The 16618-nt window shown below is 61.9% G+C and carries 17 protein-coding genes and 1 other RNA gene; 11 read left to right on the forward strand and 7 right to left on the reverse strand.

Annotated elements, in window-relative coordinates:
* Positions 1-71: 71 nt before the first annotated feature.
* The 3 genes from ubiD to J3P96_RS01250 all read left to right on the forward strand — a co-directional run bounded on the left by ubiD (position 72) and on the right by J3P96_RS01250 (position 3484).
* Entirely contained in the window at positions 72-1538 is a 1467-nt protein-coding gene (gene ubiD / locus J3P96_RS01240; protein ID WP_434571014.1) for a 4-hydroxy-3-polyprenylbenzoate decarboxylase, read from the forward strand.
* Entirely contained in the window at positions 1538-2506 is a 969-nt protein-coding gene (locus tag J3P96_RS01245) for a CDP-6-deoxy-delta-3,4-glucoseen reductase (RefSeq protein ID WP_434654812.1), read from the forward strand. The genes ubiD and J3P96_RS01245 overlap by 1 nt, the downstream gene beginning before the upstream one ends.
* Positions 2507-2815: 309 nt before the next feature.
* The gene (locus tag J3P96_RS01250) at positions 2816-3484 is read left to right on the forward strand and encodes a gamma-glutamylcyclotransferase (RefSeq protein WP_434654813.1); all 669 of its coding nucleotides are present in this window, start codon (positions 2816-2818) and stop codon (positions 3482-3484) included.
* Here the strand turns inward: J3P96_RS01250 and glpT are convergent.
* Together glpT and J3P96_RS01260 are read right to left on the reverse strand one after the other, a co-directional pair.
* Entirely contained in the window at positions 3460-4809 is a 1350-nt protein-coding gene (gene glpT / locus J3P96_RS01255; RefSeq protein ID WP_434627207.1) for a glycerol-3-phosphate transporter, read from the reverse strand. The two genes, J3P96_RS01250 and glpT, sit on opposite strands and share 25 nt — an antisense overlap.
* Positions 4810-5024: 215 nt before the next feature.
* On the reverse strand, positions 5025-6002 hold the full coding sequence (locus tag J3P96_RS01260; protein ID WP_434571022.1) for an NADPH:quinone oxidoreductase family protein: 978 nt from the start codon (positions 6000-6002) through the stop codon (positions 5025-5027).
* 150 nt (positions 6003-6152) lie between these two features.
* On the opposite strand from J3P96_RS01260, the gene J3P96_RS01265 reads away from it, so the two are divergent.
* Positions 6153-6569, forward strand: coding sequence for a flagellar basal body-associated protein FliL (locus J3P96_RS01265; RefSeq protein WP_434571024.1), 417 nt, complete (start codon positions 6153-6155; stop codon positions 6567-6569).
* Between the two features lie 132 nt (positions 6570-6701).
* Here J3P96_RS01265 and J3P96_RS01270 read toward each other — a convergent pair whose 3' ends face one another.
* Positions 6702-7154: an EVE domain-containing protein gene (locus J3P96_RS01270; RefSeq protein WP_434654815.1), complete on the reverse strand. Its 453-nt coding sequence runs from the start codon at positions 7152-7154 to the stop codon at positions 6702-6704.
* Between the two features lie 195 nt (positions 7155-7349).
* Between J3P96_RS01270 and J3P96_RS01275 the strand changes: the two genes are divergently transcribed.
* A complete protein-coding gene (locus J3P96_RS01275) occupies positions 7350-7496 on the forward strand; it encodes a hypothetical protein (RefSeq protein WP_305498028.1) in 147 nt (48 codons plus the stop codon).
* Between the two features lie 32 nt (positions 7497-7528).
* Here the strand turns inward: J3P96_RS01275 and J3P96_RS01280 are convergent, their stop codons facing one another.
* The 4 genes from J3P96_RS01280 to J3P96_RS01295 all read right to left on the reverse strand — a co-directional run bounded on the left by J3P96_RS01280 (position 7529) and on the right by J3P96_RS01295 (position 8987).
* A complete protein-coding gene (locus tag J3P96_RS01280) occupies positions 7529-8134 on the reverse strand; it encodes a 5-formyltetrahydrofolate cyclo-ligase (RefSeq protein WP_434571030.1) in 606 nt (201 codons plus the stop codon).
* Positions 8135-8253: 119 nt separating this feature from the next.
* Positions 8254-8433: non-coding RNA, 6S RNA (gene ssrS / locus J3P96_RS01285), on the reverse strand.
* Positions 8434-8463: 30 nt separating this feature from the next.
* A complete protein-coding gene (locus tag J3P96_RS01290) occupies positions 8464-8781 on the reverse strand; it encodes a cell division protein ZapA (RefSeq protein ID WP_039590276.1) in 318 nt (105 codons plus the stop codon).
* Entirely contained in the window at positions 8778-8987 is a 210-nt protein-coding gene (locus J3P96_RS01295; RefSeq protein WP_003177365.1) for a TIGR02449 family protein, read from the reverse strand. The genes J3P96_RS01290 and J3P96_RS01295 overlap by 4 nt, the downstream gene beginning before the upstream one ends.
* A 130-nt stretch (positions 8988-9117) precedes the next feature.
* Between J3P96_RS01295 and J3P96_RS01300 the strand changes: the two genes are divergently transcribed.
* From J3P96_RS01300 to J3P96_RS01325, 6 genes are all read left to right on the forward strand, one after another.
* Complete coding sequence (locus J3P96_RS01300) at positions 9118-9672, forward strand: YecA family protein (RefSeq protein WP_047226083.1); 555 nt, start codon at positions 9118-9120, stop codon at positions 9670-9672.
* A 27-nt stretch (positions 9673-9699) separates the two neighbouring features.
* A complete protein-coding gene (gene pepP / locus J3P96_RS01305) occupies positions 9700-11034 on the forward strand; it encodes a Xaa-Pro aminopeptidase (protein ID WP_434654817.1) in 1335 nt (444 codons plus the stop codon).
* Positions 11031-12218: a 2-octaprenyl-6-methoxyphenyl hydroxylase gene (gene ubiH, locus J3P96_RS01310; protein ID WP_434654819.1), complete on the forward strand. Its 1188-nt coding sequence runs from the start codon at positions 11031-11033 to the stop codon at positions 12216-12218. Before pepP ends, ubiH begins: the two co-directional genes overlap by 4 nt.
* Positions 12219-12279: 61 nt before the next feature.
* Complete coding sequence (locus J3P96_RS01315) at positions 12280-13497, forward strand: 2-octaprenyl-3-methyl-6-methoxy-1,4-benzoquinol hydroxylase (protein ID WP_434658054.1); 1218 nt, start codon at positions 12280-12282, stop codon at positions 13495-13497.
* Between the two features lie 216 nt (positions 13498-13713).
* Positions 13714-14718 carry an extracellular solute-binding protein gene (locus J3P96_RS01320; RefSeq protein ID WP_434654821.1) on the forward strand — a complete coding sequence of 335 codons (1005 nt, stop codon included), beginning with the start codon at positions 13714-13716 and terminating at the stop codon, positions 14716-14718.
* Between the two features lie 187 nt (positions 14719-14905).
* Positions 14906-16528, forward strand: a complete 1623-nt coding sequence (locus J3P96_RS01325) for an ABC transporter permease (protein WP_434654824.1) — start codon at positions 14906-14908, stop codon at positions 16526-16528.
* Positions 16529-16618 lie beyond the last annotated feature (90 nt).

The raw sequence follows: 16618 nt of genomic DNA on the forward strand, positions 1-16618 counted from the left end.
TGCATTCACTATTGCGAACGGGCGGCGTTAAACTCGGGCCCCCGAACGCCACGGTCACCATGAGGCTTTGCATGCAGTATCGCGACTTGCGCGACTTTATCAGCGGTCTGGAACAGCGCGGCGAACTCAAGCGCATCCAGGTGCCGGTGTCCCCCGTGCTGGAGATGACCGAGGTCTGCGACCGCACCCTGCGGGCAAAGGGCCCGGCACTGCTGTTCGAAAATCCGACCGGCTATGACATCCCGGTGCTGGGCAATCTGTTCGGCACACCGGAGCGTGTAGCCCTGGGCATGGGGGCCGAAGCTGTCAGCGAACTGCGCGAGATCGGCAAGCTGCTGGCGTTCCTCAAGGAGCCGGAGCCGCCGAAGGGCCTGAAGGACGCCTGGTCGAAGCTGCCGATTTTCCGCAAGATCATTTCCATGGCGCCGAAAGTCGTCAAGGACGCGATCTGCCAGGAAGTGGTGATCGAGGGCGACGCTGTCGACCTCGCCATGCTGCCGGTGCAGACCTGTTGGCCGGGCGACGTGGGGCCGCTGATCACCTGGGGCCTGACCGTCACCAAAGGGCCGAACAAGGATCGCCAGAACCTCGGTATCTACCGCCAGCAGGTGATTGGCCGCAACAAGGTCATCATGCGCTGGCTGAGCCATCGGGGTGGCGCGCTGGATTATCGTGAGTGGTGCGAAAAACACCCTGGCCAGCCGTTCCCGGTTTCGGTGGCCCTGGGCGCGGATCCGGCGACTATCCTTGGCGCCGTCACGCCCGTGCCGGACAGCCTTTCCGAATATGCCTTCGCCGGCCTGCTGCGGGGCAACCGCACCGAGCTGGTGAAATGCCGTGGCAACGACCTGCAAGTGCCGGCCACCGCCGAGATCATTCTCGAAGGCGTGATCCACCCCGGCGAAATGGCCGATGAAGGTCCTTACGGCGACCACACCGGTTATTACAACGAGGTGGACAGCTTCCCGGTGTTCACCGTCGAGCGCATCACCCATCGGATCAAGCCGATCTACCACAGCACCTACACCGGACGTCCGCCCGATGAGCCGGCTATCCTCGGCGTGGCGCTGAACGAAGTGTTCGTGCCGATCCTGCAGAAGCAGTTCCCCGAGATCACTGACTTCTACCTGCCACCGGAAGGCTGCTCGTACCGCATGGCCGTGGTGACCATGAAGAAGTCGTATCCGGGGCATGCCAAGCGGGTGATGTTGGGCGTCTGGTCGTTTTTACGACAATTCATGTACACCAAGTTCGTTATTGTCACTGATGACGATATCAACGCACGGGACTGGAACGACGTGATCTGGGCCATCACTACGCGCATGGACCCCAAGCGCGACACGGTGATGATCGAGAATACGCCGATCGACTACCTCGACTTCGCCTCGCCGGTGTCCGGCCTGGGGTCGAAGATGGGGCTCGATGCCACGCATAAATGGCCCGGTGAAACCACCCGTGAATGGGGCCGGGTTATCGTCAAGGATGAAGCCGTTACCCAACGGATCGATGCCATCTGGAATCAGTTAGGAATAGATTGATGCGTGTAACCTTGCAGCCTTCCGGCGCGGTGCTGGAGATACAGCCGGCGGAGCGGATTCTCGATGGCGCCCGGCGCCTGGGCTACGAATGTCCGCAGAGCTGCCGCAATGGCAATTGCCACGTCTGTGGCGCGCTGCTGGTGGAAGGTCGCGTGACGCAGGCCGGTGAGGTGCGTGATCACGGCGAGATCTTCACCTGCATTGCCGAGCCGCTGGAGGATTGCGTGGTGCTCTGGGATGGCGTGCTGGCGCCGGGTGAACTGCCGGTGCGCAACCTGGCGTGCCAGGTTACCGAATGCAGTGACGTCGGCGGCGATGTCTGGCGGGTGCGCCTGCGGGCGCCGGCGGGCAAGCCGCCGCGCTATCACGCTGGGCAATACTTGATGATCGAGCGCGAGAACGGCGAAAAATCGGCGTTCTCCCTGGCCTCGGCGCCGCATTCGGGGCGGGACCTGCAGCTACATGTACTGGCGCGCGAAAGCAGTGCGCTGGCGCTGCTGGAGCAACTGCGGCGCAATCCTACCGTGCGCATCGAAATGCCGTTCGGTGATACCCACTTGTCCGAGTTGCCGGATGGCCCGTTGGTGCTGATCGCCGCTGGAACCGGCATGGCGCAGATGCACAGCCTGATCGAGCACTGCCGGGCCGCCGGTTTCAAATACCCGGTGCATTTGTATTGGGGCGTGCGGCGGCCGGAGGATTTCTATGAAATCGAGCATTGGGATGAATGGAAAAAACTGCCGAACTTGTTCCTGCACAAAGTCGTCAGCGACTTGTGCGGCTGGGAAGGGCGCTGCGGGATGCTCCATGAAGCCGTGTGCGAGGACATCAGCGATCTTTCCAGCGTCCACGTCTACGCCAGCGGCTCACCGGCGATGATCTACGCCACGCTTGATGCGCTGGTGGAAGCCGGGATGGACGCTCATCAGATGCGTGCGGATGTGTTTGCGTACGCGCCGCGGGCTTGAACCGCGTTCGTCCAATCCAGGCTCGGTGAGCTCTTTGTGGCGAGGGAGCTTGCTCCCGCTCGGTTGCGCAGCGACCGCCTCATCTGGGACTGCTGCGCAGTCCAGCGGGAGCAAGCTGCCTCGCCACAAGAACGAATGCCGATCGATATAACGGCCCATATTTCGTTTCGGTATTTAGTTCTGTCAGCTAGATACCGATAACGTATATAGAAGCCCGATGGCATCCAACTTGCCTTCGTTCCTTCAAACGCCAGTACCTTGGCGTTGCCAAGCCATTCACAATCAGCGAGGAGCCATCCGCTACCGGCCATGACCGCTATCGAATCCGCCATCACCTGCGCGCTGTATCCGCCACGACTCGAGTTGGGGCCACAGCTGACCCGGGAACAACTGCTTGTGTCGATGCACTCGACCATGAGCCTGCACCAGGGCGGCCCAGTCTGGCTGTTCGCCTACGGCTCGTTGATCTGGCGGCCCGAATGCACGGCGGTGGAGCGTATGCGCGGGCGAGTGCACGGTTATCATCGCGGGTTGTATCTGTGGTCCCATGAACACCGAGGCACCCCGGAATTGCCAGGGCTGGTGTTCGGGCTGGATCGCGGCGGCTCGTGCAGCGGTTTCGCCTACCGGTTGCCGGAAGAAAACCTGCAGGATTCGCTGTTGGCCCTGTGGCAACGCGAGATGCCCGTGCCGTCCTATCGGCCGCACTGGCTCAACTGTCGGCTGGAAGATGGCAATCGGGTTCAGGCCTTGGGTTTTGTCCTGGAGCGACACCTGCCCAGCTATGCCGGCAATCTGCCGGATCATGTGCTGAGCCAGGTGTTCGAAAGCGCCTGCGGGCGGTATGGCACGACTCGCGATTATGTCGAGCAGACCATCCACGCCCTGCGCAGCCACGCCATGCCAGACCGTAATCTGGAGGCGCGGCTCAAGCGCTGCAAGTCAGCGCTGGATCAGGCGATCGCGTCGCGGCTCTGACTGGCGATCTGCTTGTGCCGCAGGGTTGGCGCGAGGAATGCCATGGCCAGCAGGCAGGCACCGACCAGCAGGATGAAGCCGCCATCCCAGCCGAAATAGTCCACCGTGTAGCCCATCATGGCGCTGGCTGCGACTGAGCCACCCAGATAACCAAACAGACCGGTGAAGCCGGCAGCCGTACCTGCTGCTTTCTTGGGCACCAGTTCCAAGGCCTGCAGACCTACCAGCATGACCGGGCCATAGATCAGGAAGCCAATCGCGAACAGCGAGATCATGTCGACCATCGGGTTACCCGGCGGATTCAGCCAGTAGATGATTGTTGCGACGGTCACCAATGCCATGAACACCATGCCCGTCAGGCCGCGGTTGCCCCGGAAGACCTTGTCCGACATCCACCCGCATAGCAGCGTGCCGGGAATGCCGGCCCACTCGTACAGGAAGTAAGCCCAGGACGTCTTGTCGAAATCGAAGTGCTTGACCTCTTTGAGATAGGTCGGTGCCCAGTCCAGAATGCCATAGCGCAACAGGTAGACGAAAACGTTAGCCAGCGCGATGAACCAGAGCATTTTGTTGCGCAGCACGTATTTGACGAAGATGTCCCTGGCGCTGAATTCTTCTTCATGGCTGGCATCGTAGCCTTCCGGGTAATCGTTTTTGTATTTCTCGATGGGCGGCAAGCCTGTCGATTGCGGCGTATCGCGCATGACGATGAAGGCAAATACAGCGACCAGCAAAGCCACCGCTGCCGGTACGTAGAACTTGCTGTGCCAGTCGTTGAACCAGCCCATGCCAAGTATTGCCAGCGGGCCGATCAAGCCGCCGCCGACGTTATGGGCGGTGTTCCATACCGAAACCACACCGCCGCGTTCTTTCTGCGACCACCAGTGCACCATGGTGCGTCCGCTTGGTGGCCAGCCCATGCCTTGCGCCCAGCCGTTGATGAACAACAGGATGAACATCATGGTCACGCTTGAGGTTGCCCACGGTGCGAAACCGAAAATGAACATCACTCCGGCTGACACTATCAGGCCAAAAGGCAGGAAATAACGCGGGTTGGAGCGGTCGGACACGATGCCCATCAGGAACTTGGAAAGACCGTAGGCGATCGCGATTGCCGATATCGCCACCCCCAGCTGGCCCTTTGTATAGCCTTGGGCGATCAGATCCGGAAACGCCAGGGTAAAATTTTTGCGCAGCAGGTAATAACCGGCATAACCAATGAAAATGCCGGCGAAGATCTGCCAGCGAAGGCGCCGATAGGTGCTGTCTATTTTTTCTTCAGGCAATGGAGCCTGATGTGCGGCGGGACGAAAGAAAGCAAACATTCAAGGGCTCCAGATTTCTTGTTTTGACTGCGGATGCGAATGTTACAGTTTCATTACCGAAAATAGCACCGGTTCGCATCGGCCAAACAGCGGAAATGTGGGAGATGGCATGTTCTTTTACGAACATGTCGCTCAGGTATAAATGGAGGGCGGTATGGGGATGGCGGAACCGGGCCGTAGCGCTGCGACCCGGTTCAGGTAAACAGCTTGGGCAATCAGCGAACCTGCACAACCACCTTGCCCACCGCCTTGCGCTGTCCCAGGTCATTGATCGCCTGGGCGGCGTTGCTCAACGGATAGACCTGCGACACCAACGGTTTCAACTTGCCTTCGGCGAACCAGCCAAACAGTTGCTGGAAGTTGGCGGCGTTGTCCTGCGGCTGGCGTTGGGCGAAGGAGCCCCAGAACACGCCTACCACGGCAGCGCCCTTGAGCAAGGCCAGGTTCACCGGCAGCTCGGGAATGCGCCCGCTGGCGAAGCCGACCACCAGCAGCCGGCCGTTCCAGGCGATGGCGCGGACCGCCTGGTCGAACAGGTCGCCGCCCACCGGGTCGTAGATCACGTCGGCGCCCTGGCCGTCGGTGAGGCGCTTGATTTCATCCTTGAGGCTGGTTTCGGTGTAGTTGATCAGTTCGTCGGCGCCGGCGGCCTTGGCTACCGCGAGTTTTTCCGCGCTGCTGGCGGCGGCGATCACCCGGGCGCCCATGGCCTTGCCGATTTCCACCGCCGCCAGGCCGACGCCGCCGGAGGCACCGAGCACCAGCAGGGTTTCACCGGGTTGCAGGTTGGCACGTTGCTTGAGGGCATGCATCGAGGTGCCGTAGGTCATGCTGAAAGCGGCGGCGGTGTTGAATTCCATGGCGGCAGGAATGGGCAGCACATTGTAGCCCGGGACTGCCACCTGTTCGGCGAAACTGCCCCAGCCGGTCAGCGCCATGACCCGGTCTCCGACTTTCAGGTGACTGACCTTTTCTCCCACCTCGCGGACGACACCCGCTGCTTCGCCGCCGGGGGAAAACGGGAAGGGCGGCTTGAATTGATATTTGCCTTCGATGATCAACGTATCAGGAAAATTCACCCCGGCGGCGTGCACGTCCAGCAGCACTTCGTTCTTCTTCACGACGGGGCTGGCGACGTCTTCCAGCACCAGCGATTCGGCGGGGCCGAATTCTTTGCACAGCACGGCTTTCATCAGGGCTATTCCTTTGGGAGTGATGGCCGATAAGTGTAGGTGTGAGAGTGAAGGGGTCAACGAGCATGCCCCGCCCTGATAGCCGGCCATAAGCTTGTGCTGGGACGAGGGGGCGGTATGCTGGGCCGCAAATCGGATGAGGAGTCGAATGTGAAAGCGTGGATCATGTTGATGCTGGCCCTGTCGTTGCCTGTGGCGGCGATGGCCGAAGAAGCCAAGGAAGCCAAAGAAGGCGAGGCGCCGAAGGTCAGTTACATCACGCTCAGCCCGCCATTCGTGGGCAATTATGGCCTGGACGGAACGACTAAGCTGAAGGTCTACAAGGCCGACGTTGCCCTGCGCGTGACCGGTGACGCCGCCGCTGCGGCGGTGAAGGCTAACGAGCCGTTGATTCGCAATCAGTTGGTGGCGCTGTTCGCCCAGCAGACGACCGAAACCATGAACAACCTTGAAGCCAAGGAAAAGCTGCGGCAGGAAGCGTTGAAGCAGACCCAGCAGGTGATGAACGACGAGACGGGCAAGCCGATGGTGGATGATCTGTTGTTCAACAACCTGATCATTCAGTAAGGCATGTAGCGGCGGTTAGTCAGTCATCGCGAGCAAGCTCGCTCCCACAAGGATTGCCGGATCGACGCCAGTCCACTGTGGGAGCGAGCTTGCTCGCGATAGCGGCCGATCGGACGCCGCATGGCTCAGGGCTCAGGGCTTCAACGCAATGACCGCCGCCCACTGCTCAGCTGTCACCGGCATCACCGACAGTCGCGAGCCTTTTTGCACCAGCGGCATTTCGGCCAGGGCGGCCTGCTGTTTGAGGTAGTCGAGCTTCAGCACCCGTGGGAATGTCTCGACATGGGCGACGTCGAGGGCGGTCCAGGGGTTTTTCTCCGGGCTGGCCTTGGCGTCGAAGTAATGACCGTCAGGTTCCAGGGCCGTTGGGTCGGGATAGGCGGCCTTGATGATTTTGCCAATTCCGGCAATGCCTGGCTCCGGGCAGCTGGAGTGATAGAAGAAAAATGAGTCGCCTACCGCCATGGCCCGCAGGAAATTGCGCGCCTGGTAGTTGCGAACCCCGTCCCAGCGCGCTTGGCCGAGCTTTTCCAGGCCCTGGATGGACAATTCGTCGGGCTCGGATTTCATCAGCCAGTAGGCCATGATTTCTACTCCTGGGTGGTGGCGATAAAAAGGTTCAGCGATTTTATGACAAACCGACAGTCGGTTGACGCCAGCATTTGCGTGTCGGTTCACGTTGCCGCAAAATGCCGGCCTTCCAAGCTTGACGCTGCTGCACGGCCAGATAAGAAAACCGCTGCTGTCATCGTGTGTGATATGCCTTGAGGGGGGCAATCGATGAAACGCAAACCGGATTTGTTGTGGGTCCTGGTCATTCTGTTCGGCCTGGGTGTCGTCACCACGGGTTATGCCCAGAGCTTATGGGCCAACAAAAATGATGCACCGATGGAAATCACCCAGCCCGCGCCGGCACTCAAGCGCTGAGCCGTCTTCTGGACGCCGCTGTTTCGCGGCGTCTAGCTCGCCAGATACCAACGCCTGTCACTGACCGTTCCCTGTAACGGTACATCCCAGCTTGCCTGCGCCAATCGTTCGACCTTCTGACACTCATGGGCCAGGCCCAGCAACGTCGGCTTGCGCCATTGTTTGCGTCGCGACAGATACGCCAGGCTGCGGTCATAGAAGCCGCCGCCCATGCCCAGGCGTCCGCCGGCATCATCAAACCCCACCAACGGCAGCAATACCAGGTCCAATGTCCAGACTTTGCGCTGCCGGGCGATATTTTTGCGTGGTTCCGGGATGCGAAAACGATTAGGGCGCATTTTTTCGCCGGGATGGATCCGCTGGAACACCATCCTGGTCTGCGGCCAGGGACTGAGCACCGGCAGATAAGTCGCCTTGCCCCGACGTTGGGCGGCGCGCAGCAGCAGGCGTGGGTCGATCTCACCGTCGTTGGGCAGGTACAGGGCGATGTGTCTTGCGCGGCGAAACAGCGGATGCTGTGCCAGTTGCCGATATAGGCCGTGGGCGGCTTGCCGTTGCTGGGCCGGGGTCAGGGCACGACGGGCCTGGCGTAGCAGGCGGCGAAGTTGTGGGCGGGTCGGCAACGCAGGTTCGGTCATATCGATGCTTCGCGAGACGGTGATATCGGCACAGCGTAACCGCAAACGGCGGGACCAGAAAACGCCAAACGCCAGAAACGACAATGCCAGTCATGATGACTGGCATTGTCTCAAGAATCAGGCTCCCCGGATGAACCGCTGTCGGCTTAGCCCTTGAACCCGAAAGTTCAAGGTGGAAGTTGCAGGAGGCGTTAAGGCTTTCCGTCAAGCGGACATGCACACCGGCCCCAACGTGCAACCCCCGTGGTTGTGCGTATCGGCTCAGGGACATCACCAACTGGCAAGCACCCCAGGGAGTGACGCAAGTATACCCCAGGCTGCCTCGCGAATCAGCCCTTGCTGACGTCCGGATCGGTAGCCAGTACCAGATCCACCCGATCGAGCAGGTCGCGGACCTGTTCGCGGGTCGAGCCGCTGACCTGTACGTCCGGCGTATCCTGGCGGTGGAGCAGGTCGTGGGTAATGTTCAAGGCGGCCATTACGGCGATGCGATCGGCGCCGATGACTTTGCCGCTGCTGCGGATCTCGCGCATCTTGCCATCCAGGTAACGGGCGGCGCTCACCAGGTTGCTGCGCTCTTCCTGGGGGCAGATGATCGAATACTCTTTATCGAGGATCTGCACGGTAACGCTATTGCTTGAACTCATGAGTCTTGCTCCAGGGCCTTGAGGCGCGAAATCATCGATTCGACCTTACGCCGGGCGATTTCGTTTTTTTCAATGAGGTGCGCGCGTTCCTCGCGCCAGGTTTTTTCCTGAGCTAATAGGAGTCCGTTTTGGCTCTTAAGTTGCTCGACCCGGTCAATTAGCAGCTCGAGTCTGGCCATCAGCGCTTGCAGGTCGGTGTCTTCCATTGTGTCCACTGAAGAATGTGTCTGATGGAGGGATTTGGGTCGCACAGCCTTTAATGGTCTTGGCGAGTCTGTCGATGTAGGATACAAGGCCTCCATTCTAGACATAGCGCCGTCTGGCGCCTAGCTGCCCATGCCCATTCAGAATTCTCCGTACCAAGCCTTTGCCACCCTGCTGAGCACCAGCGGCCACCCTGTCTCGCCCGCCGAACTGCATGGCCTGCTGCTCGGCCGCAGCTGTGCCGGCGCCGGTTTTGATGCTGACGGCTGGTTGGCCGACGCCGCCGAACTGCTTGAAGGCGAGCCGGCGGACAACGTGCGCAACGCGCTCATCGGCCTGCAGGAAATGGTCAAGGGTGAATTGACCAGTGACGACATGACCGTCGTCCTGTTGCTGCCCACCGATGACGCGCCGCTGGCTGAACGCGCCGCTGCGCTGGGTCAGTGGTGCCAGGGTTTCCTGGCAGGCTTCGGCCTGACCCGCCGCGAATACGCCTTGAGCGATGAAGCCAAGGAAGTGTTGCAAGACCTGGCGGCCATCTCCCAGGTGCAGGACGCCCTGGAAGAATCCGACGACGGCGAGAGCGACTACATGGAAGTGATGGAGTACCTGCGGGTCGCGCCGTTGCTGCTGTTTACCGAGACCAAAAAAACCGCTGAACCGGCTGCCAAGCCGTCCCTGCACTGATCGCTTGAAAGGGAACGCCGTCTGCCCATGATTCATATCCCGAAGTCGGAATACAGTCGTCGCCGCAAGGCCTTGATGGCGCAGATGGAACCCAACAGCATCGCAATCCTGCCCGCCGCCGCCGTTGCGATCCGCAACCGCGACGTCGAGCACGTCTATCGCCAGGACAGCGACTTCCAGTACCTCAGCGGCTTCCCCGAGCCGCAAGCGGTGCTGGTGCTGGTGCCCGGTCGCGCTCACGGCGAGTACATCCTGTTTTGCCGCGAGCGCAACGCCGAGCGTGAACTGTGGGATGGCTTGCGTGCTGGCCAGGAAGGGGCGATCCGGGACTACGGCGCCGACGACGCGTTTCCCATCACCGACATCGACGACATCCTGCCGGGCCTGATCGAAGGTCGCGACCGGGTCTATTCGGCCATGGGCAGCAACCCCGAATTCGACCGGCACCTGATGGAGTGGATCAACGTGATTCGTTCCAAGGCCCACCTTGGTGCCCAGCCGCCGAACGAATTTGTTGCCCTGGATCATCTGCTGCACGATATGCGCCTGTATAAATCGGCGGCGGAAGTGAAAGTGATGCGCGAAGCGGCGCGGATTTCCGCCCAGGCTCACATCCGCGCCATGCAAGCGGCACGCCCCGGGCTGTACGAATACAGCCTGGAGGCCGAGCTCGACTACGAATTTCGCAAGGGCGGCGCAAAGATGCCGGCCTACGGCTCCATCGTCGCGGCGGGGCGTAACAGTTGCATCCTGCATTACCAGCAGAACGACGCGCCGCTCAAGGATGGCGACCTGGTGCTGATCGACGCCGGTTGCGAAATCGACTGCTACGCCAGCGATATCACCCGTACCTGGCCGGTCAGCGGCAAGTTTTCGCCCGAGCAGAAGGCGATCTATGAGGTCGTGCTGGCGGCCCAGGAAGCGGCGTTCGCTGAAATTGGCCCGAACAAGCATTGGAACCAGGCCCATGAAGCTACGGTCCGGGTCATTACCGAGGGCCTGGTGCGTCTCGGGCTGCTGGAAGGCGAGGTGGACCAGTTGATCGCCAGCGAAGCCTACCGGGCGTTCTACATGCACCGTGCCGGTCACTGGCTGGGCATGGACGTGCACGACGTCGGTGAATACCGGGTCGGTGGCGAATGGCGCGTGCTGGAGGTTGGCATGGCCTTGACCGTGGAGCCGGGCATCTACATTGCCCCGGACAATCGCAGCGTAGCGAAGAGATGGCGCGGCATTGGCGTGCGCATCGAGGATGACGTGGTAGTGACCAAGACCGGTTGTGAAATCCTGACCCGCGGCGTGCCGAAAACGGTCGCCGAGATCGAGGCCCTGATGGCCGCTGCACGGACTCAAGCGGCATGAGCCGGGTCAACGTGGCGATCATTGGTGGCGGCCTGGTCGGCGCGAGCCTGGCGCTCGCCTTGCAGGCAGGCGCCAAGGCCAGGGGGTGGAAGATCATGCTGATCGAGCCGTTCGCCCCCGGCGACACCTGGCAGCCGAGCTATGACGCGCGCTCATCGGCGCTCTCCTTCGGTGCTCGACAAATTTATCAGCGCCTGGGCCTCTGGCAGGAAATTTCCCGCCGCGCAGAACCGATCAAACAGATTCATGTTTCCGACCGCGGACGGTTTTCCACGGCGCGGTTGTCCGCCATGGAGGAGGGCGTGCCGGCCCTCGGCTACGTGGTGGAAAATGCCTGGCTCGGCCAATGCCTGTGGCAAGGGCTGGACAAGGACGTGGTCAGCTGGCGCTGCCCGGCGCAAGTCACCCGGATGGAGCCGCTAGTCGGTGGTTATCATTTGACGCTGGATGACGAAACCACGCTGGAATGCGACCTCGCCGTACTGGCCGACGGTGGACGCTCCGGACTGCGTGAGCAGTTGGGCGTCGGTGTGCGCAATCGCCCTTACGACCAGAGCGCGTTGATTGCCAACCTCACACCCAGCGAAGCCCACAACGGCGTGGCTTTCGAACGCTTTACCGACGACGGCCCGATGGCCTTGTTGCCGCTGCCGGAAAATCGTTGTGCGTTGGTCTGGACTCGCCAGGGCATGGATGCGCAACGGCTGGCGGCCCTCGACGAGCGTAGTTTTCTCAGTGAGCTGCAGAGTGTGTTCGGCTATCGCCTCGGCACGTTGAAGCAGGTGGGTGCGCGACACCTTTATCCGCTGGCGCTGGTAGAAGCCGAAGAGCAGGTACGTCCGCACCTGGCGATCCTCGGCAATGCTGCCCATAGCCTGCATCCGATAGCGGGCCAGGGCTTCAACCTGTCCTTGCGTGACGCGCAGGCGTTGGCCGATGCGTTGCTCGGGAGTGAGAGCACGCCTGGCGACTTCTCTGTATTGCAAGCCTATCGCGAGCGCCAGCGGATGGACCAGGCCCTGACCGTCGGCTTCTCCGACCAGGTCACGCGGCTGTTCAGCAGCGATCTGCCGCTGGTATCCGTGGGCCGCAATCTCGGCCTGCTGGGCCTTGACCTGCTGCCCCCGGCCAAGCGCTGGTTCGCTCGCCAGGCCATGGGCTTGGGGACTCGCCCCGATGCTTGATACGGCTCATTCCTTTCACCGGCGGCTCATGTCGCCAGCAGCACAGGCTTAAAGCATGGAATTGCGCGCAGATCTGTTGATTGTCGGTGCCGGCATGGTCGGCAGCGCCCTGGCGCTTGCGTTGCAGGGCAGCGGATTGCAGGTATTGTTGCTCGACGGCAGCCCGCTGAGCGTCAAACCCTTTGATTCCCTGGCAGCGTTCGAACCCCGGGTCAGCGCCCTGTCGGCGGCCAGCCAGCGGATTCTCGATCGTCTGGGCGTCTGGGACGGTATCGTCGCCCGACGCACCAGTCCCTACACCGACATGCATGTCTGGGACGGTAGCGGCACGGGGCAGATTCATTTTTCCGCCGCCAGCCTGCATGCCGAAGTGCTTGGCCACATCGTCGAGAACCGCGTCGTTCAGGATGCACTGCTGGACCGGTTGCATGACTGCGACCTGGGCCTGCTGGCCAATGCGCGCCTGGAGCAGATGCGCCGCTCCGGCGACGACTGGCTGCTGACCCTGGCTGACGGGCGCACCTTGCGCGCGCCACTGGTGATTGCCGCCGACGGGGCGAACTCCGCCGTGCGCCGACTGACGGGGGTCGCCACTCGCGAGTGGGACTACCTGCATCACGCGATCGTCACCAGCGTGCGCTGCGCCGGACCTCATCGCCAGACCGCATGGCAACGCTTCACCGACAATGGTCCGCTGGCATTCCTGCCTCTGGCACGCGATGGCGAGCAGGACTGGTGCTCGATCGTCTGGTCGACCACGCCTGGCGAAGCGCAGCGCTTGATGACACTGGATGACGGCGCTTTCTGCGCCGAACTGGAGCGGGCTTTCGAGGGCCGGCTAGGCGCGGTGCTCGGCGCCGATCCTCGCGTCTGCGTACCGCTGCGCCAACGCCACGCCAAGCGTTACGTGGCCGAAGGGCTGGCGCTGATCGGCGATGCGGCGCATACCATCCATCCCCTGGCCGGGCAGGGCGTCAACCTGGGTTTCCTCGATGCCGCGGTGTTGGCCGAGGTGCTGTTGCAGTCCGCCGGGCGTGGCGAGCGGTTGGCCGATCTCAAGGTGTTGAGCCGCTATGAGCGGCGGCGCATGCCCCATAACCTGGCGCTGATGGCGGCGATGGAAGGCTTCGAGCGGCTGTTCCAGGCCGATCCATTGCCGGTGCGCTGGTTGCGTAATACCGGTCTGAAGCTGGTAGACCGCATGCCGGAAGCCAAGGCGCTGTTCGTACGCGAGGCGTTGGGGCTGACCGGGGATCTGCCGGATCTGGCCAAGGTCTGAGAGTTGTGTTGGGGCTCATGGCCTCATCGCGAGCAGGCTCGCTCCCACAGGTTTCACCGGATCAAATGGGGGAGCGAGCCTGCTCGCGATGGGGCCGGAACAGCCACCTCTTCCACCTGTGCAACATTTGGAAACGTGTCTACCCACTGTTCGATTGTGGTGCTAAATGTGAGTCCTTATCATTTGCGCTCTGTTCACAATCGAGAGACCGCTACCATGTCGGCCACCAAACGCCTGCTGTCCGCCCTCGCACTGACCCTGATCGGCACTTCCGTCGCCCAGGCTGCCGATGAGGTGGTGGTCTATTCGTCGCGCATCGATGAGCTGATCAAACCGGTTTTCGATGCCTACACCAAGAAGACCGGCGTCGCGGTGAAGTTCATCACCGACAAGGAAGCGCCCCTGATGCAGCGGATCAAGGCCGAAGACAAAAATGCCACCGCCGACCTGCTGCTGACCGTCGACGCCGGCAACCTCTGGCAAGCCGAGCAGATGGGCATTCTGCAGCCGTTCACCTCGCCGGTAATCGATGCCAACATTCCCCCTCAGTATCGTGCGTCGTCCCACGCCTGGACCGGCCTGAGCCTGCGTGCGCGGACCATTGCGTACTCGACTGACCGGGTCAAACCGGGTGAGCTGACTACTTACGAAGCGCTGGCCGGCAAGGAATGGGAAGGCCGCTTGTGCCTGCGGACCTCGAAAAAGGTCTACAACCAGTCGCTGACCGCGACCCTGATCGAAACCCATGGTGCTGAAAAAACCGAGGAGATCCTCAAAGGCTGGGTCAGGAACCTGTCCACCGACGTATTCTCCGACGACACCGCGCTGCTTGAGGCGATCAATGCCGGCCAGTGCGACGTTGGCATCGTCAACACCTATTACTACGGCCGCCTGCATCAGCAGAAGCCAGACTTGAAGGTCAAGCTGTTCTGGCCGAACCAGGCGGACCGTGGCGTGCACATCAACCTCTCGGGTATCGGCCTGACCAAGCACGCGCCGCACCCGGACGCCGCGAAAAAACTGGTGGAATGGATGACCACCCCTGAAGCGCAAAGCATCTTCGCCGACGTGAACCAGGAATTCCCGGCCAACCCGAAAGTCCAGCCGTCCAAGGAAGTCGCCGCTTGGGGCCAGTTCAAGGCCGATACGCTGCCGGTGGAAGTCGCGGGTAAACGCCAGGCCGAAGCCATTCGCCTGATGGATCGTGCCGGCTGGAACTGAGACGATCCCTTTCAGCTCATTGACGACCCGTGGCGAGGGAGCTTGCTCCCGCTGGGCTACGCAGTAGCCCCAAAGCCCCAGATCATGCCCCGGCATATAGGTCCTGGCAGATATCCCGGGAGGGCTTCGCCCTCCAGCGGGAGCAAGCTCCCTCGCCACATGACCGTTTGTCTTACGAGAGTTTTCCTTGACCCACCCCGCCCAACGCCGCTGGTATCCCCTGGTCTTCGCCGTCGCTGCGCTGGTCCTGTTGCCGTTGAGCGTGCTGTTGCTGTCCTGGCAGAGCATCGACGCGCAGATCTGGTCCCACTTGTGGGAGACCCAGATGCCGCGCCTGCTGGGTAATACCCTGACGCTGATCCTGGGTGTGGGTGTCGGCGTGACGTTGTTGGGGGTCAGTCTGGCGTGGCTTACCAGCCTTTGCGAATTCCCCGGTCGGCGCTGGCTCGATTGGGCGTTGATGTTGCCGTTCGCGATTCCCGCCTATGTGCTGGCGTTTGTTTTCGTCGGCCTGCTGGATTTTGCCGGCCCGGTGCAGACCCTGATGCGCGAATGGTTCGGCAACGGCTTGCGCCTGCCCCGGGTGCGGTCGACCGGTGGGGTTATCCTGGTGTTGGTGCTGGTGTTCTATCCGTATGTCTATCTGCTCGCGCGAAGCGCCTTCCTGGCCCAAGGCAAGGGATTGATGGAAGCGGCCCGGGTCCTCGGCCAATCGCCTTGGCAGGCGTTCTGGCGGGTGGCACTACCGATGGCCCGACCGGCAATCGGCGCGGGCGTGGCGCTGGCGCTGATGGAAACCCTGGCGGATTTCGGCGCGGTGTCGGTGTTCAACTTCGACACCTTTACCACCGCCATCTATAAAACCTGGTACGGCTTCTTCAGTCTTTCCAGCGCCGCCCAACTGGCCAGTCTCTTGCTGCTGGCGGTGATGGTGGTGCTCTACGGTGAGCGCCGTGCCCGGGGAGCACAGCGGGCCAGCAACGAACGGCCCCGGGTCAAGGCGCTTTACCATTTGCGCGGTTTCAAGGCGGCGGCGGCCAGCAGCTGGTGCCTGTCGGTTTTCGCGTGCGCGTTCGTCATTCCGGTGCTGCAACTGGTGGTGTGGTTCTGGCAGCGCGGTCGGTTCGACCTGGACGAGCGTTATGCCGGGTTGATCATCCATACCCTCTATCTGGGCGGCCTGGCGGCCCTGGTCACCGTCTGCGTGGCCTTGCTGCTGGCCTTCGCCCGTCGCTTGGCGCCGACCCGCCCGATCCGCGCCGGTGTCGGCCTGGCGAACCTGGGTTATGCCTTGCCGGGTTCAGTGCTGGCGGTGTCGATCATGCTTGCGTTCAGTTATCTGGACCGTGAGTTGGTCATTCCGCTATCGACCCTGCTCGGCGGGGCGGGCAAGCCGTTACTGTTGGGCAGTTTGTCGGCGTTGCTGCTGGCCTACCTGATACGTTTCCTGGCCGTGGCCTACGGTCCGCTGGAAAGCAGCCTGGCGCGGATTCGTCCGTCATTGCCCGAGGCCGCACGAAGCCTTGGCGTCAGTGGGCCACGACTGTTTTTCAAAGTGTATCTGCCGTTGCTACTCCCTGGCACGTTGAGCGCGGCGTTGCTGGTGTTTGTCGATGTGCTCAAGGAAATGCCCGCCACCCTGCTGATGCGCCCGTTCGGCTGGGACACGCTGGCAGTGCGGGTCTTTGAGATGACCAGCGAGGGGGAGTGGGCACGGGCCGCATTGCCGGCGCTGACCCTGGTGCTGGTCGGGCTGTTGCCGGTCATCGGATTGATACGGCGCTCGGCTCATCGGCGCGTTCTGAATTAATTGAGAGCGGCTCCAGGTGCCAGTGCCATGGCATGCGGATACAATGCGCGGCATTCGGTGCGGTCCGTCCGTCGGACCGGGTAGCTGAGG

The organism is Pseudomonas sp. R3-56, assembly GCF_051132075.1.
Classification (GTDB): Bacteria; Pseudomonadota; Gammaproteobacteria; order Pseudomonadales; family Pseudomonadaceae; genus Aquipseudomonas.